We start from the raw sequence: 23,410 nt of genomic DNA on the forward strand, positions 1-23,410 counted from the left end.
CGAGCGAAAACCGGCGGTATCGCTCAGCCGTCCAGGCCCCGCGCCAGATCGTTGCGAATGTCGGCTGCATGCTCGAGGCCGACCGCCAGGCGAATCAGCCCCTCGGTGATCCCCGCCGCCGCCCGCGCTTCCGGCGTGATGCGGCCGTGCGTCGTCGTGGCCGGATGCGTGATCGTCGTGCGCGTGTCGCCGAGGTTGCCGGTGATCGACACCAGCTTCGTGCCGTCGATCACGCGCCATGCGTTCGCGCGTTGCTGCTCGGGCGTGTCGCCCTTCAGCTCGAACGACACGATCGCGCCGCCCGCCTTCTGCTGACGCTTCGCGAGTTCATGCTGCGGATGAGATTCGAGCCCCGGATAGAACACGCGCGCCACCGCCGGATGCGAGTCGAGCCAGCGCGCGATCTCCAGCGCGTTCGCCGATTGCTTCTCGACGCGCAGCGACAGCGTCTCCATTCCCTTCAGCAGCACCCACGCGTTGAAGGCCGACAGCGTCGGGCCCGCGCTGCGCACGAACGGGAACACCTTGCCCATGATGAATTCCTTCGAGCCGACCAGCGCGCCACCGAGCACGCGGCCTTGCCCGTCGAGAAATTTCGTCGCCGAATGCATCACGACGTCCGCGCCGAGCTTCAGCGGCTGCTGCAGCACCGGGCTGCAGAAACAGTTGTCGACGACGAACAGCGCATTCGCCGCCTTCGCGATCTTGCCGATCGCCTCGATGTCCGCGAGTTCGGTCAGCGGGTTCGACGGCGTCTCGAGGAAGAACATCTTCGTTTCCGGCCGCACGGCTTCCTGCCATGCGTTCAGGTCGGTCGGGTCGACGAAGGTCGTCGTGATCCCGAACTTGCTGAAGATCTGCGAGAACATCCCGAGCGTCGAGCCGAACAGGCTGCGCGAGCTGACGAGGTGATCGCCCGCCTGCAGCGCGGACATCACGACCGACATGATCGCGGCCATGCCCGACGCCGTCGCGATGCAGGCCTCGCCGCCCTCGAGCGCCGCGAGACGCTCCTGGAACATGGTGACGGTCGGATTCGTGAAGCGCGAATAGGTGAAATAGTCTTCCGAATTCGCGAAGCGCTCGGCCGCGTCGGCCGCGCTGGAGAAGCAGAAGCTCGACGTGAGGAACAGCGCTTCCGAATGCTCGTTGAAGTCGCTGCGCAGCGTGCCCGCGCGCACCGCAAGCGTGTCGAAGTTGAGGGAGTCGTCCATGTTCCGTTTTCCGTATTCGATGGCCGCGCCGACGGTCGTGCATGAGGCGCGGACCCGGTCAAAACCGAGGCCAAAAACAAAAAAGCCCGCTATGCGTCGGCATCAGCGGGCTTCGGTGCGGTACGACAGCGATCGACTCGGGCCGGCTGCCGCCGGCCTTCGCTTTAGCTGTTTTGGGAAGTTGCCCCGCGTCCGCAAGCTGATATCAAATCGACGCAAGGCCACATCCTATCACGCCTCGATAAAAGCGTGCGCCGGCGTTACTCGACCGACAGCTGCAGGTTCATCTGCGAACGCTCGGTGTCGCCGGCCGTGTCGCGATCGGCCTGCGACGCCGGCGTGAGGCGCGCGCGCTCGATCGCATCGAGGTACTCGGGCGTCACAGCGCCGGTGATGTAGTTGCCGTCGAAACACGACGCCTCGAAGCGCTCGAGCTTCGGGTTGATGTCGCGCACCGCACGGCGCAGATCGTCGACGTCCTGATAGATCAAATGATCGGCGCCGATGATCTTCGCGACTTCCTCGTCGGTGCGGCCGTGCGCGACGAGCTCGCCGCGCGTCGGCATGTCGATGCCGTACACGTTCGGGAACTTCACGGGCGGCGCCGCCGACGCGAAGATCACCGACTTCGCGCCCGCATCGCGCGCCATCTGCACGATTTCGTGCGAGGTCGTGCCGCGCACGATCGAATCGTCGACGATCAGCACGTGCTTGTCCTTGAACTCGATGCTCATCGCGTTGAGCTTCTGGCGCACCGACTTCTTGCGCACGGCCTGCCCCGGCATGATGAAGGTGCGGCCGACGTAGCGGTTCTTGAAAAAGCCTTCGCGATACTCGACGCCGAGCTTCGCGGCGACCTGCATCGCCGCCGGGCGCGACGAATCGGGAATCGGCATCACGACGTCGATCGGCACGTTCGGCAGTTCGCGCTTGATCTTCTCGGCGAGATAGTCGCCCATGCGCAGGCGCACGTTGTAGACCGGCACGCCGTCGAGGCACGAATCCGGACGCGCGAGATACACGTATTCGAACATGCACGGATTCAGCGTCGGGTTCTCCGCACACTGCTGGCTGTGGAAGTTGCCGGCCTTGTCGATGAAGACCGCTTCGCCCGGCTCCAGGTCACGCACGAATTCGAAACCGATGCCTTCGACCGCCACCGACTCCGACGCGACCATCCATTCGGTGCCGTGTTCGGTTTCGAGCTTGCCGATGCAGAGCGGGCGGATGCCGAACGGGTCGCGGAACGCGAGCAGGCCGTAGCCGGCGATCAGCGACACGATCGCGTACGAACCCTGCAGGCGGCGATGCACGCCCGAGACCGCCTTGAACACCGACGCCGGATCGAGCTCGAGGCCCGTGGTCGACAGTTGCAGCTCGTGCGCGAACACGTTGAGCAGCACTTCGCTGTCGGAATTGGTGTTGATGTGCCGGCGGTCGATCCGGAACATCTCGTCCTTCAGCTGCATCCAGTTCGTCAGGTTGCCGTTGTGCGCAAGGATGATCCCGAACGGCGCGTTCACGTAGAACGGCTGCGCCTCGGCCTCGCTCGACGCCGAACCGGCCGTCGGGTAGCGCACCTGGCCGATGCCGTAGGTGCCGGGCAGGCTGCGCATGTTGCGCGTGCGGAACACGTCGCGCACCATGCCGTTCGCCTTGTACATGTGGAAATTGCTGCCGTCCGCCGTCGCGATGCCCGCCGCGTCCTGACCGCGATGCTGCAGCAGCAGCAGGCTGTCATAGATCAGCTGATTGACAGGGGATTGGGAGATAACGCCTACGATGCCGCACATGGCATGTCCTTCAGAATGACAAAATCGGTTCCGTCCTGCCCGGCCGCGTCGTCACACGCGTACGTACTGGGCCATGCCGTCGGGCAGGAGCTGCTTCAGCTCGTGCACGCCCTGCTCGGCAAAAGGACGCAAGAGCGCATTGCGCCAGAAATCCTGTTTGGGCAGTTCGGTCAGCCCGGCCGCCGCGACCAGCAGCACCACCAGCACGCAGCCGCGGACGAGCCCGAACATCATGCCCAGCGAGCGGTCGACGCCGCCCAGGCCACTCGCCTGCGCGATCCGCGACAGCAGCGCGTTCGCCACGCCGGCGACCAGCACGACGCCGATCACGAGCAACGCGAAGGCGATCACCCACTGCGTCAGCGCGCCGCCCGGCCAGTTCGCCGGAATGTACGGCACGACCAGCCCGACGTAGCGGCCCGCGATCACGATCGCCGCGATCCAGCCGATCAGCCCGAAAATCTCGGACACGAAGCCGCGCCACGCACCGCGCAGCGCCGACAACACGATCACCGCCAATACAGCGTAGTCGAAAGCCGTCAGCATCGTGGCCTTACTGCGTCAGACCGGCTTCGCGCACCTTCGCGATCGCGGCGGAAGCCGCCGCGCGATCCGCGAACGGGCCGGCACGCAACAGTGTAGCCGTGCTGCCGTCTGCCTGCTTGCGATGCTCGACATATGCGGGCACGCCCGCCGATTTCAACTTGGTCGCCCACGAACGGGCCGTCGCGTCGTCCTTGAACGAGCCGAGCTGCACCGCGAAGCGCGCACCGGCCGGCGACGCCGGCGACGATGCGTCGCCGCTGTCCGGGCTCGCGGCGCCGTCATTCGCGACCGTTGCGGGCGCAGGCTTCGGCGCGGCCGGCTTCGGCGCGGGTGCGGCAGCCGGCTTCGGCGCGGGCTTCGGCGGCGTCACGCTCGCGGTGGTGGTCGGTTCGGGTTTCGCGACCGGCTTGGCCGCATCCTTCGGCGCGGGCGCCGGTGCGGCCGCAACGGCCGTGTCGGAGGCCGGCGGTTCGTCGTGCGCGACGCCTGCCTGCACGTCGGACACATCGTCGTCGCGCGGCGCGACTGCCTGGTGCGCGGGCCGGTTCGGGATGTCGATCGCGATGTCGTCGGTGACCGGCTTCGGGTGCGAATCAAGCACCATCGGCAGCACGATCACCGCGGCCACGACGAGCGCGATCGCGCCGACGAGGCGACGGCGCGCGCGTTGCTTTTCTGGAAGGGTCGGATCGAGGAGCAGTGCATCCGATTCCGGACGCTCGGTACGGCGCGAGCGTCGCTCGACGCGTTCAGTGCGCTCCGTGCGCACGTTCCGGGAGGCCCCGGTGCGACCGCCGCGCCGCGGGGGCGCGTCGTCGTCTTTCTTGCCGAACGAGAAAATTCCCATGAATGGCTGAGTCCGAAACTGCCCGTCAGTCAGTGTTGCTGCGATTTACGGTAGGCCAGCACGCCGGCAACCGTATGGAAACTGCCGAAAACCACGATTCTATCATTCTCGGATGCTCTTTTTAGTGCATCGCGAAACGCTTCCGCGGGCGACGCGTAGCGCGTCACGCTCGAATCGGGCCCGTCCTCCACGCCGGCCTTGCGCAGCGCGGCTTCGAGCTGCTCCGCCGAGGCCGCGCGCGGCAGCGGCAGGTCGGTCACGCACCAGTGGTCGATCTCGCCCTTCAGGTGCTGCAGCACGCCGTCAATGTCCTTGTCGTGCATCGCGCCGAACACCGCGTACGTGTACGGGAAGAAGCCCATGTTGCCGAGGTTCTGTTCGAGCACGGCCGATGCATGCGGGTTGTGCGCGACGTCGAGCACGATCGCCGGCTTGCCGGGCAGCACCTGGAAGCGCCCCGGCAGCTCGACGTTCGCCAGCCCGAGCCGGATGTCCTGCGCGGACACCGGCAGCATCGGGCGCAGCGCCTCGAGCGCCGCGAGCGCGGCCGACGCATTGATCAGCTGATTCGCGCCGCGCAGCGCCGGATACGCGAGCGCCGGATAGCGCTTCTCGCGGCCGAGGTAGCTCCATTGCTGGCGTTCGGCGCCCGCCTGCGCCTCGTAGCGGAAATCGCGGCCGACGAGCCACAGGTCGGCGCCGATCGCTTCGGCGTGGTCGATCAGCGTCTGCGGCGCGGCCGGATCGCCGCAGATCGCCGGCTTGCCCGCGCGGAAGATCCCGGCCTTCTCGAACGCGATCTTCTCGCGCGTATCGCCGAGGTACTCGGTGTGGTCGATGTCGATGCTCGTGACGATCGCGCAATCGGTATCGATGATGTTCACCGCGTCGAGCCGGCCGCCGAGGCCGACTTCGAGGATCACCGCGTCGAGCCCGCGCGATGCGAACAGATGCAGGATCGCGAGCGTCGTGAACTCGAAATACGTGAGCGAGACCGGTTCCGGCAGCGACGTGCGCGCGGCTTCGACGGCCTCGAAGTGCGGCAGCAGTTCGTCGTCGGTCACGTTCTGCCCGTTCACGCGCGCGCGCTCGTTGAATTCGAGCAGGTGCGGCGACGTGTGGCAGCCGACCTTGTAGCCCGCGCGCACGAGGATCGTCTCCAGGAACGCGCAGGTCGAGCCCTTGCCGTTCGTGCCGCCGACGGTGATCACCGGGCACGCGAATTCGAGCTGCAGCGCCGCCTTGACCTGCCCGATGCGGGTCAGGCCCATGTCGATGCCGACCGGGTGCGCGCGTTCGAGATGCGAAAGCCACGCGTCGAGAGTGGGAAAAGTGCTCATCGGATCAAATCTGGATCGGTACCGCCACTACGCCAAAAAACGAAGCGCGCCGCCTGACGCTGAAGCCAGGCGACGCGCGGAGTCACAACCTTGCGCCGGTCAGGCCAGCGCGTCGGCCGGCTGTCGCTGCAGCAGCGCGAGCAACTGCGCGATCTCGTCGCGCATCTTGCGACGGTCGACGATCATGTCGATCGCGCCCGTCTTCAGCAGGAATTCGGCGCGCTGGAAGCCTTCCGGCAGCTTCTCGCGCACCGTCTGCTCGATCACGCGCGGGCCGGCGAAGCCGATCAGCGCCTTCGGCTCGGCGATCACGACGTCGCCGAGGAACGCGAAGCTCGCCGACACGCCGCCCATCGTCGGGTCGGTCAGCACCGAGATGAACGGCAGCTTCGCTTCGGCCAGCTTGGTCAGCATCGCGGTAGTCTTGGCCATCTGCATCAGCGACAGCAGGCTTTCCTGCATCCGTGCGCCGCCCGACGCGGTGAAGCAGATGAACGGCACGTGCTGCTCCAGCGCGTTCTGCGCACCGCGCGCAAAGCGCTCGCCGACAACCGAACCCATCGAGCCGCCCATGAACGAGAACTCGAAGCACGCGGCGACGACGGGCAGCGTGTGGATCGCGCCGCCCATCACGACCATCGCGTCGGTCTCGCCGGTTTCGTCCATTGCTTCCTTCAGACGATCGGGGTACTTGCGGCTGTCCTTGAACTTCAGCGAGTCGACCGGCACGATTTCCTGACCGATTTCATAGCGGCCTTCCGGATCGAGCAGCCCGTCGAGGCGCTCGCGTGCGCCGATGCGCATGTGGTGATCGCACTTCGGGCACACGTGCAGGTTCGCGTCCACGTCGTTGCGATAGAGAACGGCCTCGCAGGACGGGCACTTGACCCACAGGCCTTCCGGAATGCCCTTGCGGCTTTTCGGGTCGGTCTGCTTGATCTTCGGCGGCAACAGTTTGTCGAGCCAGCTCATCGTATGGTTTCCTGTTCCGTGGCGGGGCGGGCCGACCGGCCCGTTCCCGCTTCCTGTGTTGTGTTTATCGCGCCGTGTTGCCGGCACCGTCCAGGGCGGCGCGCAGCTCGGCGATGAACGACTTCAGCGCGGCGGCGGCACCTTCCGGCGCAGCGCTCTCGAGCAGTTGCACGAGACGGCTGCCGATCACGACGGCGTCCGACACTTCGGCCACCGCGCGCGCCGTTTCGGCGTCGCGGATGCCGAAGCCGACGCCCACCGGAACCGGCACGCGCGACTTGATGGCCGGGATTTTACCCGCAATGCTCGAAACATCCAGATTTCCGGCGCCGGTCACGCCCTTCAGCGACACGTAATACACGTAGCCGCTCGCGATCTTGCCGACGTCGGCGATGCGTTCGTCGGTCGACGTGGGCGCGAGCAGGAAGATCGGATCGATCTGCGCGGCCCGCATTTTTTCCGCAAACACGCCCGCCTCTTCCGGCGGGTAGTCGACCACCAGCACGCCGTCGACGCCGGCCGCGTGCGCTTCGGCCGCGAACGCATCGACACCCATCCGTTCGATCGGGTTCGCATAGCCCATCAGCACGACGGGCGTTTTGGGATCGGTCTCGCGAAACCGCTTCACGTCGGCGAGCACGCTCTTCAACGTGACGCCGCGCGCGAGCGCGCGCTCCGACGAGCGCTGGATCACGGGGCCGTCGGCCATCGGGTCCGAGAACGGCACGCCGAGTTCGATCACGTCCGCGCCGCCGGCGGCGAGCGCGTGCATGAATTCGACGGTTTTCGCGGGATCGGGGTCGCCGGCCGTGATGAACGGGATCAGGCCCTTACGGCCTTGTTCGGCGAGTGCGGCGAAGGTCTGCTGAATACGGGACATGGCAATTTTTTCCTATGTCGATCGGAGTGAGCGCTTCAGCGCTTGCTCCGATCCCATACAAAGTAGCATTCGGCGATGCGGCGGCGCGATTCACGCGCACGCCGGCGCGGCGAGCGCGCTCACGCGCTCGTGCGCGATCGCACAATAGCTTTCGTTGATCTCATAGCCGACGAAGTCGCGCCCCTGCCGTGCGCAGGCCACCGCGGTCGTGCCGCTGCCCATGAACGGATCGAGCACGCGGCCGCCCGGCGGGCAGCTCGCGAGCACCATCCGCTCGATGATTTCCAGCGGCTTCTGGGTCGGATGATCGACGCGCTCCGCGTGCTGCCGATGCAGGCGCGAGACCGACCAGACGTCCTTCGGGTTGTAGCCCATCTCCAGCCACTTGCTGCCTTCGAACAGCTTGCGCGAGCGAGCCTTCTTCGTATCGGCGTCGTACGGGATGCGGACCGGATCGAGATCGAAGTAATACGCTTTCGAAACCGCGAAAAAGCCGATGTTGTCGTGCACCGACGTGAAACGGCGCGTCGTGCCGCCCATGCTCGGCACGCGCCGGTCCCAGATGATCTCGTTGACCATCGTGAGCTGCGTCTTCAGGAAACTGAAGATTTCCGGCGCGTACTGCCACGTGCAGAAGATGTACATCGACCCGCTCGGCTTCAGCTTCGGAATCGCGAGTTCGAGCCACGCGCGCGTCCACGCGAGGAAATCGTCGCCCGAACGCTTGTCCGAATCGTTGCCGTAGTCCTTGCCGAGCCCGTACGGCGGATCGGCGACGATCAGGTCGATCGACGCATCCGGCAGGGACGCGGCGTGGGTCAGGAAATCGCGGTTGTGCAGCTCGATACCGGACGGCAGCGCGCGCGGCACCGCAGCGGCGGGCTGAACCGCCTCCGCGTCGCTCGCGGCGCCGCCGCCCGGCTCTTCGATCAGGTCACGCATCGGTCGGGGTCAGAGCTCGATGCCCGATCGCTCGGCGACCGTGTGCATGTCCTTGTCGCCGCGACCCGACAGGTTGACGAGCAGGATCTTGTCCTTCGGCAACGTCGGCGCGAGCTTCACGCCATACGCGATCGCGTGGCTCGACTCGAGCGCGGGGATGATCCCCTCGATCCGGCAGCAGTCGTGGAACGCCTTCAACGCTTCGTCGTCGGTGATCGGCACGTACTGCGCGCGGCCGCTGTCCTTCAGCCATGCGTGCTCGGGGCCGACGCCCGGGTAGTCGAGGCCCGCCGATACCGAATGCGTCTCGATGATCTGGCCGTTGTCGTCCTGCAGCAGGTACGTGCGGTTGCCGTGCAGCACGCCCGGGCTGCCGGCGATCAGCGAGGCCGCGTGATGGCCCGTGTCGAGGCCGTCGCCGGCCGCTTCGACGCCGATCAGCTGCACCAACGCATCGTCGATGTACGGATAGAAAATGCCCATCGCGTTCGACCCGCCGCCGACGCACGCGATCACCGCATCCGGCTGGCGGCCGGCGAGTTCGGGCATCTGCACCTTGCACTCGTCGCCGATCACGCGCTGGAAGTCGCGCACCATCATCGGGTACGGGTGCGGGCCCGCGACCGTGCCGATGATGTAGAACGTGCTTTCGATGTTCGTGACCCAGTCGCGCATCGCTTCGTTCAGCGCGTCCTTCAGCGTGCGCGAACCCGATTCGACCGGCACGACCGTAGCGCCCAGCAGCTTCATCCGGTAGACGTTCGCGGCCTGCCGGCGCACGTCCTCCGAACCCATGTAGACGACGCACTCCATCCCGAAGCGCGCGCAGATCGTCGCGGTCGCGACGCCGTGCTGGCCGGCGCCCGTTTCCGCGATCACGCGCTTCTTGCCCATGCGCTTCGCGAGCAGCGCCTGGCCGATCACGTTGTTGATCTTGTGCGCGCCCGTGTGGTTCAGGTCTTCGCGCTTCAGGTAGATCTGCGCGCCGCCGAGCATCTCGCTCCAGCGCTGCGCGTGATAGATCGGCGACGGGCGGCCGACGAAATACTTCAACTCGCGCTCGAATTCGGCAACGAAGTCGGGATCGTTCTGGAACTTTTCATACGCCGCGCGCAGTTCGTCCAGCGCGTGAATCAGCGTCTCGGCGACGAACACGCCGCCATACGGGCCGAAGTGGCCGCGATCGTCAGGAAGGTTGTACATGGTGTCTCTCTCGATCGGTCGGTGCGCCCCGCTTGTCAGGCCGCACCGGCTTGCATCACCCGGCGTCCGCTTCGCGCACCGCGCGCACGAACGCCGCCATCCGGGCGTGATCCTTCACGCCCTTCGCGCCCTCCACTTCGATGCCACTCGAGACATCGACAGCAAACGGACGCAGCTGGCGGATCGCATCACCGACGTTTTGCGCGTTCAAGCCACCACTCAAAACGGCCCGACGCGCGAGCTCTGCGGGAATAAGAGACCAATCGAAGACCTTGCCGCTACCGCCGTAATCCGGCACCAAGGTGTCGAACAGGAGGCCGCGCGCTTTCGAATAATGAAGAGCCGATTCTACCAAATCGGCACGCTGCGTCGAGGGGCCGACGCGCACCGCGCGCAACCACGGCAGCCGTGCCGCGCGGCCGAGCGCCTCGCACTGCGCCGGCGTCTCGTCGCCATGGAGCTGCAGCATCGTGAGCGGCACGTCGCGCACGACGGCCTCGATCTCGGCTTCGGTCGCATTCACGAACAGCCCGACCACCGACACGAACGGCGGCGCGAGGCTTGCCAGCTCGGCCGCCTGTGCGATCGTCACCGCGCGCGGGCTCTTCGGGTAGAACACGAGGCCGATCGCATCGGCGCCGAGCGCGGCCGCATGCAGCACGTCCTCGGGGCGCGACAGCCCGCACAGCTTGATGCGCGTGCGCGGCGACAGGCCGGCCGCGGCGGAAGTCGAAGAAGACACGGCGTGCTCCGTCATGGTTGTGGGTCCAGATCCGCCCAGACGCTGCTCCACGGCACGCTGCCGAGCTGCGCGGGCGGGACGGCGAATTCCGCCGGGTAGCCGACGTGGGCGAGGTACAGCCCGTCGGCCATGAACGTCGGGGCCGCGAGGTTGCGGTCACGGCCGGCCAGCACGTCGGCGAGCCAGTCGGCCGGATAGCGGCCCCGCCCGACCGCGACGAGGCAGCCCATCAGGTTGCGCACCATGTGATGCAGGAACGCGTTCGCGCGGAAGCGGAAATGGATGAAATGCCCCACCCGCCGCACGTCGATCTGATACAGGTGTTTGACCGGCGTCTTCGATTGGCATTCCGACGACCGGAACGACGAAAAATCGTGCTCGCCGATCAGATGCGCGGCGGCGACGCGCATCGCATCGTCGTCGAGGGGCGTATGGATCCAGCCCGCGCGCCCGGCCAGCATCGGCGAACGCACCGGGTGCACGTACAGCGCGTAGTAATAGGTGCGCTCGAACGCCGAGAAGCGCGCATGGAACGTGTCCGGCATCGGCTTCGCCCACTGCACCGACACGGTCGGCGGGAGGAACGCGTTAGTGCCGCGCACCCACGAGAACACCTCGCGTTCGAGGTCCGTGTCGAAATGCACGACCTGCCCGAGCCCGTGCACGCCGGTATCGGTCCGCCCGGCCACCGTCGTGTGCAGCGGCACCCGCGCGAACTCGGCCAGCGCATGTTCGAGCCGGTCCTGCACGGTCTTGCCGTGCGGCTGCGCCTGCCAGCCGCAAAACGCCGCGCCGTCGTACTGGATGCCCAGCGCGATCCGCATCACGCCTCGTCCGCCAGTTTCGCGAGCAACGCGCGGGCGTCGTCGCGCGTCGCGGCGTCGTTCGCGTCGATCACTTCCTGCAGCAACGTCCGCGCGCCGGCCAGATCGCCCAGTTCGACGTATTCGGTCGCGAGGTCGAGCTTGTTGCGGGCGATGCGCGCGAGCTCGTCCGCGGTGAGCGCAGGCAGCGCGGCGCCCGGCGTGGACGGCAGGTCGAGATCGAAGTCGAGCTTCAGCGCGCCGAACTGCGCGCCGCCGAGCGGCGGCAGCGACGACGTCGCAGGCGGGCTGCTGGCCTGGCCGGCCGGCGTCGCCGCGTCCGGATCCCAGTCGAACTCGTCGTCCTGGTCGGCCGGATGTTCCGCCGTCGTTTCAGCCGAACCCACCGGCGGGTGTTGGGCGGATTGACCGTTAGTTGCAATTTCTTCGACGTCGGACTGCGGTGTGCGCGCAGACGGTTCCTCCGCCGTCGACGACGGTTCCTCCGCCGTCCGCGGCGGCAACGGCATGTCGAGACTGTTGAGCGCGCTAATTGCGTTCTGCATCAGTGCCGCATGCTGCGCTTCGGCGCTCGAAGGCGCGGCAGGTGCGACGGTCGGCTCGGCCGGCTTGTCGGTGGCAGAGGGTTCTTCCGCCGGTTCTGCTTCGTGCGAAGCCTCGGCCGGAACCGGAGTCGCGTCGTTCGTGGCCGGCGCGACAGTATCAGCAGGCGGCAATTCGGGCGACTCGACGCGCGGCGCCGTCATTTCCGGCGCGGGCGACGTATCCGCTGCGGGCGGCTCGATCGTCTCCGCCGCAGCGGCAGTCGCCGCGGCGAGATTCAAGTCGGATGCTGCATCGCGTGCGATCGGCATCTCGGGCGTGATCGGCAGTTCGCGCTCGATGGACGGCGCGGCTTTCGCTTCTCCCGCCGCGTCGCCGCCTGCTGCGGCCACAGTCGCAGCAGCACCCGCCTCATCCGCGCGGCGCCCCTTCCGGCGCTTGCGCCATACGAAACCGGCAGCGAGCACGATCACGGCAGCGCCGGCCGCGGCGGCCGGGCGCCAGTCCATCTGTTCGGTACGACGTGCCGGGGTCGCGACGGGTGCGACCGATTGCGCGGGAGCCGATGCCGGTTGCGACGCACTGGCTGCCACGCCCGACGCGGCTTCGTCCGCCGTCGATGCGGCGGCCGATGCACCCGCGTCATTCCCGGCCGCACGCGGCGCGGCAGGCGCCGGAGCAGGCGCGATGCCGGTCGTCGTCGCCGGCTTGCCAATGCCGTGCTTCTGCAACTCCATCAGCACACGGTTCTTCAACGCGAGCAATTGCTGCAGGCTCGACGGCCGCGGCTGCGACGCACCCGCAGCGGGCGCTGCGCGGGCCGGCTCGCGCACGCCGGAAACCGGGTTGCCCGGCACCGACTGCGCCGTGGCCTCGCTCGCGGACGACGGCGCCGCCTGGATCGCACCGCTCCATACATGCGGACCGCTCGCACCGCCCGTGGGCGCCGCCGGCTGCGTGCTGTCGACAGACGACGCGCCATGGGCGGCGGACGCCCCGCTCGAAGCCGAAGCACCGACCGAAGCCGACGCCCCCGCCGCCGTCGCGGCACTCGCGCCGCTCACCGGAGCCGCATGCACGGCCGGCGCCACCGGCGCGGGTTGCACGGCCGAACCGGGATGCGGCGCGGATGCGCCGTACTGCGCGATCGCCGACCCGCCCGATGCGACGACGGGCGCGGACGCGGCTGCCGTACCGGACGCGGCGGATGCGCCGGCCGGCGCGAGCGCCGCGCCGGTTGCGTCGAGCGCGGGCACCGTCAGCGTCGCGCCGACTTTCAAACGACTCGCGTCGCGCTTCATGAACGCCTGCGGATTGGCGTCGAACAGCGCGCGAGCGGCGCGCGCGAGCACGGCCGGATCGTGCGATTGCGTGGCCGCTTTCGCGATGTCGTTCAACGACTGGCCCGGCTGGACCGTCACGGTAAGCGGTGCGGCGGCGCCGACAGCGGATGCCGGCAGATCGCCGACGCCGACTGCCCACACCGATGCGGCTGCGCCGAGTGCCAGGATCGCCAGCGCGCCACGCACGGCGCGCGACAGACGGGACTGGCGCGGAAACAAGGAAATTCGGGACATCGTTGGCTCTATCGCCGCGCACGGGCGCGGCTCGGATTCGCGGTTGGAAGCGTCAATAAAGTGCTGCAGAAATGCAAAAGCGTCGCGCGGAACGCGACGCTTTCGGCGGGTCTGTGCGTCGTAACCGCGTAGTTTACTTCACACGATCGGGTTCCGGCCGAATTCGTCGCCGACAGCTGTCACCGGGCCCGGGCGGGCGCTCGTATCGCGGGGGGCCGCCTGCCCGCAGCCGATGCATCCGATCGGCCAAACGAACCTGCATGCCGCAGCTGAAAGCCGGCGGCGGCAGCCGCGCGCCCCGCTCGAATGACGCGACTTTCTGGCGCTCAGCGGGCGTCGACGCAGGATCACGGCGCCAGAATCGCAACCACTCCCTCAACAATCCATCCCGCCCGCCGTTAATGAATTAATAGCCGGAAAATCAAAACGCATGCTGACCGGCCACCCATTCCGCTCCAATTGATTCCAATTCCCCGATAAGAAGGCAATTTCCCTCTCTTATCAGAGAAATGAAAATCCACATTACCAAAGCCCCACCCCGTAAGGCTTTGACCGCCTCTCGCTCGCTTCATTGCTCATACAAAAGCGATTGTTTCTGCATCAATTCAATTACATTACACAAAATTACACAGACCCTGTAACTGCCGTCGATACGATCGCCTTCAAACACGAATCGGCACATTTCGACGTCGCGCTCGCCCATGCCGGAAAGACGGGAGCGCGCGGCCAGGCTGATGCCGTGAAGTACCGGAGGGCCATCGCGCAGTCGCACGACTGCATCACTCACCAGCTTGTTACGGGGACGAACATGGGCTATCAACAGGGTTTGAGCGGGTTGGCCGGCGCGTCGAGCAATCTCGACGTCATCGGCAACAACATCGCGAACGCAAACACGGTCGGCTTCAAGCAGGGGCGTGCAAACTTCGCCGACATGTACGCGAATTCCGTCGCGACGTCGGTCAACACGCAGATCGGCATCGGGACGCGGCTCGCGTCGGTGCAGCAGCATTTCAGCCAGGGAACGATCAATTCGACGAAGTCGTCGCTCGACGTCGCGATCAACGGCAACGGCTTCTTCCAGATGTCGAGCAACGGCGTGACCACGTACTCGCGCGACGGCACGTTCCACCGCGACAGGAACGGCGCGATCGTCGACGCGCAAGGCCGCAACCTGATGGGTTATGCGGCAGGCGCCGGCAGCGTGATCAACACCGCGCAGACCGTGCCGCTGCATGCGCCGACCAGCAACATCGCGCCGCGCGCGACGAACAAGATCACCGGCCAGTTCAACCTGAACGCGCAGAACAAGGTGCCGGCCAAGACGCCGTTCAACGCGACCGACAACACGACGTACAACTACAACACGTCGATCCAGGTCTACGACTCGCTCGGCGGTTCGCAACCGGTCAACATGTACTTCGTGAAGTCGGCGGCCGGCACGTGGCAGGCCTACGCGGGCGCGCAGGGCCAGACGCCGACGAATCTCGGCACCGTCACGTTCGACGCATCGGGCCGGATCAGCTCGACGACGTCGGCCGCGACCGGCCAGCCGACCCCGAGCCTGGGCCAGTTCGCGTTCTCGATCCCGAATACGACGGGCGGCGCGAATCCGCAGAACCTGACGCTCGACCTGGGCGGCACAACCCAGTATGGCGGCAAGGACGGCGTGAACAACCTCGCGCAGGACGGCTTCGCGAGCGGTACGCTGACGACGTTCTCGATCGGCACCGACGGCAAGCTGACCGGCAATTACTCGAACGGCCAGAGCGCGGTGCTCGGCCTGATCGCGCTCGCGAACTTCAACAACCCGAACGGGCTCGTGAACATCGGCGGCAACCAGTATGCGGAGACGGCCGCGTCGGGCGTGCCGCAGATCTCCGCGCCGGGCAGTACGAATCACGGCACGCTGCAGGGCAGCGCACTGGAAAACTCGAACGTCAACCTGACGACCGAGCTCGTGAACCTGATCACGGCGCAGCGCAATTACCAGGCGAATGCGCAAACGATCAAGACCCAGCAGGCCGTCGACCAGACGCTGCTGAACCTGCGCTGAACCACATGAAAACGCGCCGCGCCAGCCCTGAATCTCAAGGCCGACGCGGCGCGTCGTATCGTGCGGCCCGGCTCGCGGGCCGGACAGCCAGCGTGCTTACTTGTCGAGCAGGATGCGCAGCATGCGGCGCAGCGGCTCGGCCGCGCCCCACAGCAGTTGATCGCCGACCGTGAACGCCGACAGGTATTCGCCGCCCATCGCGAGCTTGCGCAGGCGGCCGACCGGCACCGTCAGCGTGCCGGTGATCTTCGCTGGCGACAGGTCGCGCATCGACGCTTCACGCTCGTTCGGCACGACCTTCACCCAGTCGTTCGCCGACGCGAGGATGCCGTTGATCTCGTCGAGCGGCACGTCCTTCTTCAGCTTGATCGTCAACGCCTGCGAGTGGCAGCGCATCGCGCCGATCCGCACGCACAGGCCGTCGACCGGGATCGAACCCGGCTCGCCCATCGCCGGCTTGCCGAGGATCTTGTTGGTTTCCGCGCCGCCCTTCCACTCTTCCTTCGACATCCCGTTGCCGAGATCCTTGTCGATCCACGGAATCAGCGAGCCGGCGAGCGGCACGCCGAAGTGGCTCGTCGGCATCGCGTCGCTGTTCATCGCGGCCAGCACGCGGCGGTCGATGTCGAGGATCGCGGAAGCCGGATCGGCGAGCTGTTCCTGCACCGCGCCGTTCAGCGTGCCCATTTGCGACAGCAGCTCGCGCATGTTCTGCGCGCCCGCGCCCGATGCGGCCTGGTAGGTCATCGCGGTGATCCAGTCGACGAGGTTCTCGCGGAACAGGCCGCCGAGCGCCATCAGCATCAGGCTGACCGTGCAGTTGCCGCCGATGAAGTTCTTCGTGCCCTTGACGAGCGCGTCCTTGATCACGTCGAGGTTGACCGGATCGAGGATGATGACCGCGTCGTCCTGCATCCGCAGCGACGATGCCGCGTCGATCCAGTAGCCGTTCCAGCCGGCCGCGCGCAGCTTCGGGAACACGTCGTTCGTGTAGTCGCCGCCCTGGCACGTGATGATCACGTCGCACTTCTTCAGCTCGTCGACGTTGGTCGCGTCCTTGAGCGTAGTCTCGTTTTTCGCGAACGACGGCGCCTTGCCGCCCGTGTTGCTGGTGCTGAAGAACACCGGTTCGATCAGGTCGAAATCGCCCTCTTCCTGCATACGCTGCATCAGGACGCTGCCGACCATGCCGCGCCAACCTACGAGACCTACGTTCATGACTAACCCTTTGCTTTGAATGGAGCTTCCCCGCCATTTCCGTCCCCGCGTGACCGCGCGGGGAAACAGGCGGGCACGACGGCGATCAGCGTTTAATGATCGTTTTCGTGGTAATGGTTTTCGTGATGACGATGGCGCGCGCACCCGCACGGGCAGTGTTGCCGTGGAGTTTCAGGACCGGGGAGATCAGGGAAATCAGCGCCATCGTTCGAGTCTACACAAAGCCGGTGGCCCGCACAACGGCCAACCGTGCGCGAACCGGCCGATTTTCCCGGCCCGTTCGCGCCCTTTTCCACATTAATTACCGCACTTCATTGCGACGCGCTTACAGCGCGGCGACCACCGCATCGCCCATCGCGGCCGTGCCGACCTGCTTGCAGCCCGGCGTCGCGATGTCGCCGGTGCGGTAGCCCTGTTCGAGCACCGTTTTCACCGCGCGCTCGATGCGGTCGGCCTGCTCGGCGCGATTCAGCGAGTAGCGCAGCAGCATCGCGGCCGACAGGATCGTCGCGAGCGGGTTCGCGATGCCCTTGCCCGCGATGTCCGGCGCCGAACCGTGCGACGGCTCGTACAGGCCCTTGTTGTGCTTGTCGAGCGACGCCGACGGCAGCATGCCGATCGAGCCCGTCAGCATCGACGCTTCGTCCGACAGGATGTCGCCGAACATGTTGCCGGTGACGATCACGTCGAACTGCTTCGGCGCCTTCGCGAGCTGCATCGCCGCGTTGTCGACGTACATGTGCGACAGCTCGACGTCCGCGTACTCCTTCGATACGTCGATCATGATGTCGCGCCAGAACTGCGACGTCTCCAGCACGTTCGACTTGTCGACCGACAGCAGCTTCTTCGCGCGCTTTTGCGCGGCCTGGAACGCGACGTGCGCGATGCGGCGCACTTCCGGCTCCGAATAGCGCATCGTGTCGAAGCCTTCGCGCTCGCCGGCGAACGGGCCGTCCGGCGCCGCGCGCACGCCGCGCGGCTGGCCGAAGTAGATGTCGCCGTTCAGTTCGCGCACGATCAGGATGTCGAGGCCCGCGACCAGCTCCGGCTTCAACGGCGATGCATCGACGAGTTGCGGATAGCAGATCGCCGGACGGAAATTCGCGAACAGCTCGAGGTGCTTGCGCAGCCCGAGGATCGCCTGCTCGGGGCGCAGCGCGCGTTCCAGCGAGTCGTACTTCCAGTCGCCGACCGCGCCGAACAGGATCGCATCGGCCTGCTTCGCGAGCGCCAGCGTCGCGTCGGGCAGCGGATGGCCGCTCGCCTCGTAGCCCGCGCCGCCGACCGGCGCCTGTTCGAGTTCGAACTTCTCGTCGAGTGCGTTCAGCACCTTCACCGCTTCATTGACGATTTCCGGACCGATGCCGTCGCCGGGCAGCACTGCAATCTTCATGCGAAATTCCTGACTGGGTAGAGTGTGATGGAGGCAGGCCGGCGAGCGCGCGCAAAGCGCGCCCGCCCCGAAGGCGATGTCAGCCGACCAGCTTGGTGTTGAGCCAAGGCTGCTTCACGAGCCGCTCTGCCTCGAACTGGCGAATCTTGTCCGCGTGGCGCAGCGTGAGGCCGATGTCGTCGAAACCGTTCAGCAGGCAGTACTTGCGAAACGCGGCGATCTCGAACGGATACTCGCGGCCGTCGCCCGCGCGCACGACCTGCGCGTCGAGATCGATCGTCAGTTGAAAGCCGTTGAACGCGACCGTCTCGTTGAACAAGTGATCGACCTGCTGCTCGGTCAGCACGATCGGCAGCAGACCGTTCTTGTAGCAGTTGTTGAAGAAGATGTCCGCGAAGCTCGGCGCGATGATCGCGCGGAAGCCGTATTGCTGCAGCGCCCACGGCGCGTGCTCGCGCGAGCTGCCGCAGCCGAAGTTCTTGCGGGCGAGCAGCACCGATGCGCCCTGGTAGCGCGGCTGGTTCAGCACGAAGTCCGGGTTAAGCGGGCGCTTCGAGTTGTCCTGGCCCGGCTCGCCGTGATCGAGATAGCGCCACTCGTCGAACGCGTTCGGACCGAAGCCCGTGCGCTTGATCGACTTCAGGAACTGCTTCGGGATGATCGCGTCGGTGTCGACGTTCTCGCGATCGAGCGGCGCCACGACGCCGGTATGTACAGTGAATTTTTCCATGATCCGTCTATCCGGTTGAAGGGCCGGCAGTCAGCCGGCGCACATCGACAAATTCTCGGCGGGAAACGTCACTCCGCGGCGCGCTTCAGCGCGCTGCCCGCGGCGTTGACGTCTTCCCCGAAGCCTCGGACGGTATTGCAGCCGGCCAGGCCGAAGCCCAACCCGGCCAGCGCCAGCACGGCAACCAGCCGCGCGATGACCTTCGATGCCGTCACGTGTTACCCCAGCTGGCGAATGTCGACGAAATGACCTTCGATCGCCGCGGCCGCCGCCATCGCGGGGCTCACGAGGTGCGTGCGACCGCCCGCGCCCTGCCGCCCTTCGAAGTTGCGGTTCGACGTCGACGCGCAGCGCTCGCCCGGCTCGAGCCGGTCGGCGTTCATCGCGAGGCACATCGAGCAGCCCGGCTCGCGCCATTCGAAGCCCGCATCGGTGAACACCTTGTCGAGCCCTTCGCGCTCGGCCTGCGCCTTCACGAGGCCCGAGCCCGGCACGACCATCGCGAGCCGCACGTTCGACGCGATGCGACGGTTCAGCTTCTTCACGACGTACGCGGCCGCGCGAATGTCCTCGATGCGCGCGTTCGTGCACGAGCCGATGAAGATCTTGTCGACCTTGATCGATTCGATCGGCGTGTTCGGCTCGAGCGCCATGTACGCCAGCGCGCGCTCCATCGCGTCGCGCTTGACCGGATCCTTCTCGCGCTCGGGATCGGGCACGCGACCGTCGATCGACGTGACCATTTCCGGCGACGTACCCCACGTGACCTGCGGAACGATCTCGGCGGCGTTCAACTCGACCACGCGGTCGAATTGCGCACCGTCGTCCGACTTGAACTGGCGCCAGTATTCGACGGCCTGATCCCACTCCGCGCCGGTCGGCACGAACGGACGGCCCTTCAGGTAATCGATCGTCGTGTCGTCCACCGCGACCATGCCTGCGCGCGCGCCGGCCTCGATCGCCATGTTGCACACGGTCATGCGGCCTTCCATCGTCAGCGCACGAATGGTCGAGCCGCCGAATTCGATCGCGTAGCCCGTGCCGCCCGCGGTGCCGATCTTGCCGATGATCGCGAGCACGATGTCCTTCGCGGTACAGCCACGCGGCAGCGCGCCCTCGACCTTCACGAGCATGTTCTTGCTCTTCTTCTGCAGCAGGGTCTGCGTCGCGAGCACGTGCTCGACTTCCGACGTGCCGATGCCATGCGCGAGCGCGCCGAATGCGCCGTGCGTCGACGTATGCGAATCGCCGCACACGATCGTCATGCCCGGCAGCGTCGCACCCTGCTCCGGCCCGATGATGTGGACGATGCCCTGGCGCACGTCGTTCATCTTGAACTGCGTGATGCCGAACGCGTCGCAGTTCGCGTCGAGCGTGTCGACCTGCAGCTTCGAGACGGGATCGGCGATGCCGTGGCTGCGGTCCGTCGTCGGCACGTTGTGGTCCGACACGGCGAGGTTCGCGCTGATGCGCCACACCGGACGCTGCGCGATCTTCAGCCCTTCGAATGCCTGCGGGCTCGTGACTTCATGCAGCAGCTGACGGTCGATGTAGAGCAGGGTCGTGCCGTCTTCCTCGGTGTGGACCACGTGGGTGTTCCACAGTTTGTCGTAGAGAGTCTGTGCCATGGGTATGCGGGGTCGTTGTGACTACAAGCCTTGCGGATGCGGTCGATTATGCCACGCAAAAGCGGCCCACGGAGTACCACGATAACGAAAAAAGTGAATAAAAACAGTGGGTTGGGTGGTACACGCGATACCCGGATAAGCATTACCCGGCAAGCGCGGCAGCCGCACGCGGACCAATCGGGCGCTCGGGATACGCACCTGGCGCAGGTTGTCGCGCGTCATGCGCCCAACCCGGCCAAACGCGCCAGCGCGTGCGACGCACCCATGCGGCTTGCGCGGCGCGGTTTCTCGACCGTCGCGGGCCGCGCCGGGGCATTGCAATCGACTTGCGGCGGCGTGTTACCGGAAGAAACTGCGCAGCTCGCGCGCCAGCGCGTGCGGTTGTTCCTCAGGAATGAAATGCCCGCTATACGCGATCGTCGCGGCCGTCACATCTTCCGCGACATGCTCGAGCGGCCCCGCCATGTCGGGTATGGATCCCTGCTCCGCACTGACAGCGAGCACGGGCATCTTCAGCTTCCCCAGCGCCTGCAGCTTGCGGTTCTGCGCCGACGACTCCGACACGGCCCGGTAGAAGGCCAGCCCCGCTCGCAACCCGCCGTCCCGGGTGAACACCCGGAGATACTCGTCGACATCCGCGTCGGAGAACGACTCGGGATTGGCCGCCTTGCGACGCAAGAACCAGTCGAGATACGCGCGCTCCTTGCCGGCAATCAACGTCTCCGGCAAATCGGCAACAGCATGAAATGCGAAGTGCCACGTCCGCCATGCTTTACCAGGCTCGATCGGCAGCGCGGCGGGCAGCGTGATGCCGGGGATCCCCGCGTCGAGCAACGCCAATCGCTTCACTGAATCGGGATACATCGCGGCAAACGGATAGGCGACCCACGCCCCGACGTCGTGAGCGGCCAGGTAAAAGCGCGCGATATTTTGCTGCTCCAGCAGGCGCGCAAGCGTTGCCGCGACGGTCTGCGTGTCGTAACCGACGAGTGGACGGTCCGAATCGCCTTGCCCGGGAAGATCCGGCGCCACGATCCTGAATTCGTCCGCGAGAAGCGGCATGATTCTCCGCCACGCGTACCAGCTTTCCGGAAACCCTGCGAGCAGGACAATGGTCTCGCCGTCGGCGCGGCCTCCTTCGACAAAATGAAGGCGCACCCCGTCTATAGTATCGAACCGATGACGAAAGCCGCTGAGCTGCGGGTCTTCCCGAAAATAGGGCGCGGCCTCGAGGTGCGAGGCATCCGCGGTTGATTGATGCTGGTGCATAAGTTCGTCCTCTCTACAGAATCGACTGTCCTGGATGATGCCCCCCCGTGCAGTGGGAGCAATTTAATTCGGAAATATTCATTTCCAAATTCGGCGAAACCGCCTCACGCGCACGCGCGATTTCGCGCGTCACTTCACATCGAATCACCTGTCGGGTAACGCGGAAACCTTAGTCGAGCAGCCGCATTGCCTCGTCCACCAGCATCGACATGTCGCTCCGGCTCTGGCCGAGCTTCCCCACCACTCGAAGCCCCTGCACCATGGCGAACAGACAGCTCGACGTGGCTTGCGCGTTCAGCGCGGCATCGACGGATCCATCGGCCTGCCCTTGCTTGATCAAATCGCGAAGGAGACGCTCGATCCTCTGCATCGATTTGTGGACGATGCCGGCGATCTCGCTATCCAACGTACTCAGAACAATGGCGCCGGCGACGACCAGACAGCCCTTTCGACCCTCGTCTCCATGCGAGACGTCCGCGTAAAAGCGCAGGAGCGCTCGCACTTTGTCCCGACCGTTTTTTTCATCGGCAAGGATCATGTTGAGCTCGCTTGCGCGCCGATCGATGTACCGGCTCAACGCGGCAACGAATATGGCGTTCTTGTCGGGAAAGGCCTTGTAAAGACTGCCGGCGGTGAGCCCCGTCTCCCGCGACAGATCGCCGATGGAAGTCGCATGATAGCCACGCTCGCGAAAGACGCGGATGAAGCCGTCCAGCGCTTCATCCATATCGAATTCTCGCGGCCTGCCAACGTTCGATGCCATTTTCGTAGCCATGCGGCATTATAGGAAACGATCATTTCCAAATCAAGTAATCCGAGCCGTGCAGGCGCCACTGGCATTTCGCACTCGATTTCATAGACTGTCTATTCGCAACGGGCGGCGCGCGGCCGCCCTCCCAATTTCACGATGCCGGCATCGACCGACGCATCGACGGACAGGAGCATTGCATGCGATACGAACTCTATTACTGGCCCGAGATCCAGGGCCGCGGCGAATACGTACGACTCGCGCTCGAGGCAGCCGAAGCCGACTATGTCGACGTCGCGCGCGAATCGGGGCGCGGGATGGGCGTGTCGGCCATGATGCGCATGATGGACAGCACGAAGGCCGAATGCGTGCCGTTCGCGCCGCCGTTCCTGAAGGCGGGCGACGTGGTCGTCGGGCAGACGGCGAACATCCTGCTGTTTCTCGGCGCGCGGCTCGGGCTCGCGCCCGACGACGAAGCCGGCCGGCTGTGGGTCCATCAGATCCAGCTGACCGCCGCCGATTTCATCACCGAGATCCACGACACGCACCATCCGATCGGCAGCGGCCTGTACTACGAGGACCAGCAGGCGGAAGCGGCCGAGCGTGCGGCCGATTTCCTCGAGAACCGGCTGCCGAAATTCCTCGGCTACTTCGATCGCGTGCTCGAACAGAACCCGCACAAGAGCGGCTATATCGCGGGCAGCGCGCTCAGCTACGCGGACCTGACGATGTTCCAGTTGATCGAAGGTCTGCGCTATGCGTTCCCGAAAGCGATGAAACGCGCGGAGCGCAAGGTTGCGGCGCTCGTCGCGCTGCACGATCGCGTCGCGCGGCATCCGCCCGTCGCGCGCTACCTCGAGTCGAAACGCCGCATCCCGTTCAACGACATGGGGATCTTCCGGCACTATCCGGAACTGGACAAATGACGGCCCGGCACGTGCCGCGGAA

Annotated in this window: 23 protein-coding genes; 2 read left to right on the top strand and 21 right to left on the bottom strand. The window is 66.1% G+C overall.

What is annotated here, in order from left to right:
* Nucleotides 1–23: 23 nt before the first annotated feature.
* The 13 genes from A9Z05_RS13060 to A9Z05_RS36140 all read right to left on the bottom strand — a co-directional run bounded on the left by A9Z05_RS13060 (nucleotide 24) and on the right by A9Z05_RS36140 (nucleotide 14,210).
* Nucleotides 24–1,214, bottom strand: coding sequence for an O-succinylhomoserine sulfhydrylase (locus A9Z05_RS13060; RefSeq protein ID WP_069618450.1), 1,191 nt, complete (start codon nucleotides 1,212–1,214; stop codon nucleotides 24–26).
* A 260-nt stretch (nucleotides 1,215–1,474) separates the two neighbouring features.
* Nucleotides 1,475–3,007 carry an amidophosphoribosyltransferase gene (gene purF, locus A9Z05_RS13065; RefSeq protein WP_069618451.1) on the bottom strand — a complete coding sequence of 511 codons (1,533 nt, stop codon included), beginning with the start codon at nucleotides 3,005–3,007 and terminating at the stop codon, nucleotides 1,475–1,477.
* Nucleotides 3,008–3,058: 51 nt separating this feature from the next.
* Nucleotides 3,059–3,553, bottom strand: a complete 495-nt coding sequence (locus tag A9Z05_RS13070) for a CvpA family protein (protein WP_027782633.1) — start codon at nucleotides 3,551–3,553, stop codon at nucleotides 3,059–3,061.
* 7 nt (nucleotides 3,554–3,560) lie between these two features.
* Nucleotides 3,561–4,400, bottom strand: a complete 840-nt coding sequence (locus tag A9Z05_RS13075; protein WP_069618452.1) for an SPOR domain-containing protein — start codon at nucleotides 4,398–4,400, stop codon at nucleotides 3,561–3,563.
* A 29-nt stretch (nucleotides 4,401–4,429) separates the two neighbouring features.
* On the bottom strand, nucleotides 4,430–5,740 hold the full coding sequence (gene folC / locus A9Z05_RS13080; RefSeq protein WP_069618453.1) for a bifunctional tetrahydrofolate synthase/dihydrofolate synthase: 1,311 nt from the start codon (nucleotides 5,738–5,740) through the stop codon (nucleotides 4,430–4,432).
* 99 nt (nucleotides 5,741–5,839) lie between these two features.
* A complete protein-coding gene (accD, locus tag A9Z05_RS13085; protein ID WP_009691548.1) occupies nucleotides 5,840–6,712 on the bottom strand; it encodes an acetyl-CoA carboxylase, carboxyltransferase subunit beta in 873 nt (290 codons plus the stop codon).
* Between the two features lie 64 nt (nucleotides 6,713–6,776).
* Entirely contained in the window at nucleotides 6,777–7,592 is an 816-nt protein-coding gene (gene trpA, locus A9Z05_RS13090; RefSeq protein WP_069618454.1) for a tryptophan synthase subunit alpha, read from the bottom strand.
* 90 nt (nucleotides 7,593–7,682) lie between these two features.
* Entirely contained in the window at nucleotides 7,683–8,534 is an 852-nt protein-coding gene (locus A9Z05_RS13095; RefSeq protein WP_069618455.1) for a site-specific DNA-methyltransferase, read from the bottom strand.
* A 9-nt stretch (nucleotides 8,535–8,543) separates the two neighbouring features.
* Nucleotides 8,544–9,737, bottom strand: coding sequence for a tryptophan synthase subunit beta (trpB, locus tag A9Z05_RS13100; RefSeq protein ID WP_069618456.1), 1,194 nt, complete (start codon nucleotides 9,735–9,737; stop codon nucleotides 8,544–8,546).
* Between the two features lie 55 nt (nucleotides 9,738–9,792).
* Nucleotides 9,793–10,494: a phosphoribosylanthranilate isomerase gene (locus A9Z05_RS13105; RefSeq protein ID WP_069618457.1), complete on the bottom strand. Its 702-nt coding sequence runs from the start codon at nucleotides 10,492–10,494 to the stop codon at nucleotides 9,793–9,795.
* Nucleotides 10,491–11,303, bottom strand: a complete 813-nt coding sequence (gene truA / locus A9Z05_RS13110) for a tRNA pseudouridine(38-40) synthase TruA (RefSeq protein ID WP_069618458.1) — start codon at nucleotides 11,301–11,303, stop codon at nucleotides 10,491–10,493. Before truA ends, A9Z05_RS13105 begins: the two co-directional genes overlap by 4 nt.
* The gene (locus A9Z05_RS13115) at nucleotides 11,303–13,423 is read right to left on the bottom strand and encodes a FimV/HubP family polar landmark protein (RefSeq protein ID WP_069618459.1); all 2,121 of its coding nucleotides are present in this window, start codon (nucleotides 13,421–13,423) and stop codon (nucleotides 11,303–11,305) included. Before A9Z05_RS13115 ends, truA begins: the two co-directional genes overlap by 1 nt.
* A 568-nt stretch (nucleotides 13,424–13,991) precedes the next feature.
* Nucleotides 13,992–14,210 (bottom strand): hypothetical protein, encoded by a 219-nt coding sequence (locus tag A9Z05_RS36140; RefSeq protein WP_141723411.1) that lies wholly within the window; start codon nucleotides 14,208–14,210, stop codon nucleotides 13,992–13,994.
* 21 nt (nucleotides 14,211–14,231) lie between these two features.
* On the opposite strand from A9Z05_RS36140, the gene flgE reads away from it, so the two are divergent.
* Nucleotides 14,232–15,476 carry a flagellar hook protein FlgE gene (gene flgE / locus A9Z05_RS13120; RefSeq protein WP_069618460.1) on the top strand — a complete coding sequence of 415 codons (1,245 nt, stop codon included), beginning with the start codon at nucleotides 14,232–14,234 and terminating at the stop codon, nucleotides 15,474–15,476.
* Between the two features lie 96 nt (nucleotides 15,477–15,572).
* On the opposite strand, the gene asd is transcribed toward flgE, so the two are convergent.
* The 8 genes from asd to A9Z05_RS13160 form a co-directional block, all read right to left on the bottom strand.
* A complete protein-coding gene (gene asd / locus A9Z05_RS13125; protein WP_069618461.1) occupies nucleotides 15,573–16,694 on the bottom strand; it encodes an aspartate-semialdehyde dehydrogenase in 1,122 nt (373 codons plus the stop codon).
* An 85-nt stretch (nucleotides 16,695–16,779) separates the two neighbouring features.
* Complete coding sequence (locus tag A9Z05_RS13130) at nucleotides 16,780–16,899, bottom strand: hypothetical protein (RefSeq protein ID WP_006756675.1); 120 nt, start codon at nucleotides 16,897–16,899, stop codon at nucleotides 16,780–16,782.
* Between the two features lie 120 nt (nucleotides 16,900–17,019).
* Complete coding sequence (leuB, locus tag A9Z05_RS13135) at nucleotides 17,020–18,087, bottom strand: 3-isopropylmalate dehydrogenase (protein WP_011548096.1); 1,068 nt, start codon at nucleotides 18,085–18,087, stop codon at nucleotides 17,020–17,022.
* A gap of 79 nt (nucleotides 18,088–18,166) precedes the next feature.
* The gene (gene leuD, locus A9Z05_RS13140) at nucleotides 18,167–18,817 is read right to left on the bottom strand and encodes a 3-isopropylmalate dehydratase small subunit (protein WP_011548097.1); all 651 of its coding nucleotides are present in this window, start codon (nucleotides 18,815–18,817) and stop codon (nucleotides 18,167–18,169) included.
* Nucleotides 18,818–18,885: 68 nt separating this feature from the next.
* Entirely contained in the window at nucleotides 18,886–19,032 is a 147-nt protein-coding gene (locus tag A9Z05_RS13145) for an entericidin A/B family lipoprotein (RefSeq protein ID WP_027810579.1), read from the bottom strand.
* A 3-nt stretch (nucleotides 19,033–19,035) separates the two neighbouring features.
* Complete coding sequence (leuC, locus tag A9Z05_RS13150) at nucleotides 19,036–20,445, bottom strand: 3-isopropylmalate dehydratase large subunit (protein WP_059582772.1); 1,410 nt, start codon at nucleotides 20,443–20,445, stop codon at nucleotides 19,036–19,038.
* A 339-nt stretch (nucleotides 20,446–20,784) separates the two neighbouring features.
* Nucleotides 20,785–21,714, bottom strand: coding sequence for an alpha/beta fold hydrolase (locus tag A9Z05_RS13155; RefSeq protein WP_069618462.1), 930 nt, complete (start codon nucleotides 21,712–21,714; stop codon nucleotides 20,785–20,787).
* Nucleotides 21,715–21,883: 169 nt separating this feature from the next.
* Nucleotides 21,884–22,489 carry a TetR/AcrR family transcriptional regulator gene (locus tag A9Z05_RS13160; RefSeq protein ID WP_084044229.1) on the bottom strand — a complete coding sequence of 202 codons (606 nt, stop codon included), beginning with the start codon at nucleotides 22,487–22,489 and terminating at the stop codon, nucleotides 21,884–21,886.
* A 173-nt stretch (nucleotides 22,490–22,662) separates the two neighbouring features.
* Between A9Z05_RS13160 and A9Z05_RS13165 the strand changes: the two genes are divergently transcribed.
* Nucleotides 22,663–23,388, top strand: coding sequence for a glutathione S-transferase (locus A9Z05_RS13165; protein WP_069618464.1), 726 nt, complete (start codon nucleotides 22,663–22,665; stop codon nucleotides 23,386–23,388).
* The last annotated feature ends 22 nt before the right edge of the window (nucleotides 23,389–23,410 follow it).

Origin of the sequence: Burkholderia sp. A2 (genome assembly GCF_001729305.1) — a bacterium.
GTDB classification, from domain to species: Bacteria; Pseudomonadota; Gammaproteobacteria; order Burkholderiales; family Burkholderiaceae; genus Burkholderia; species Burkholderia sola.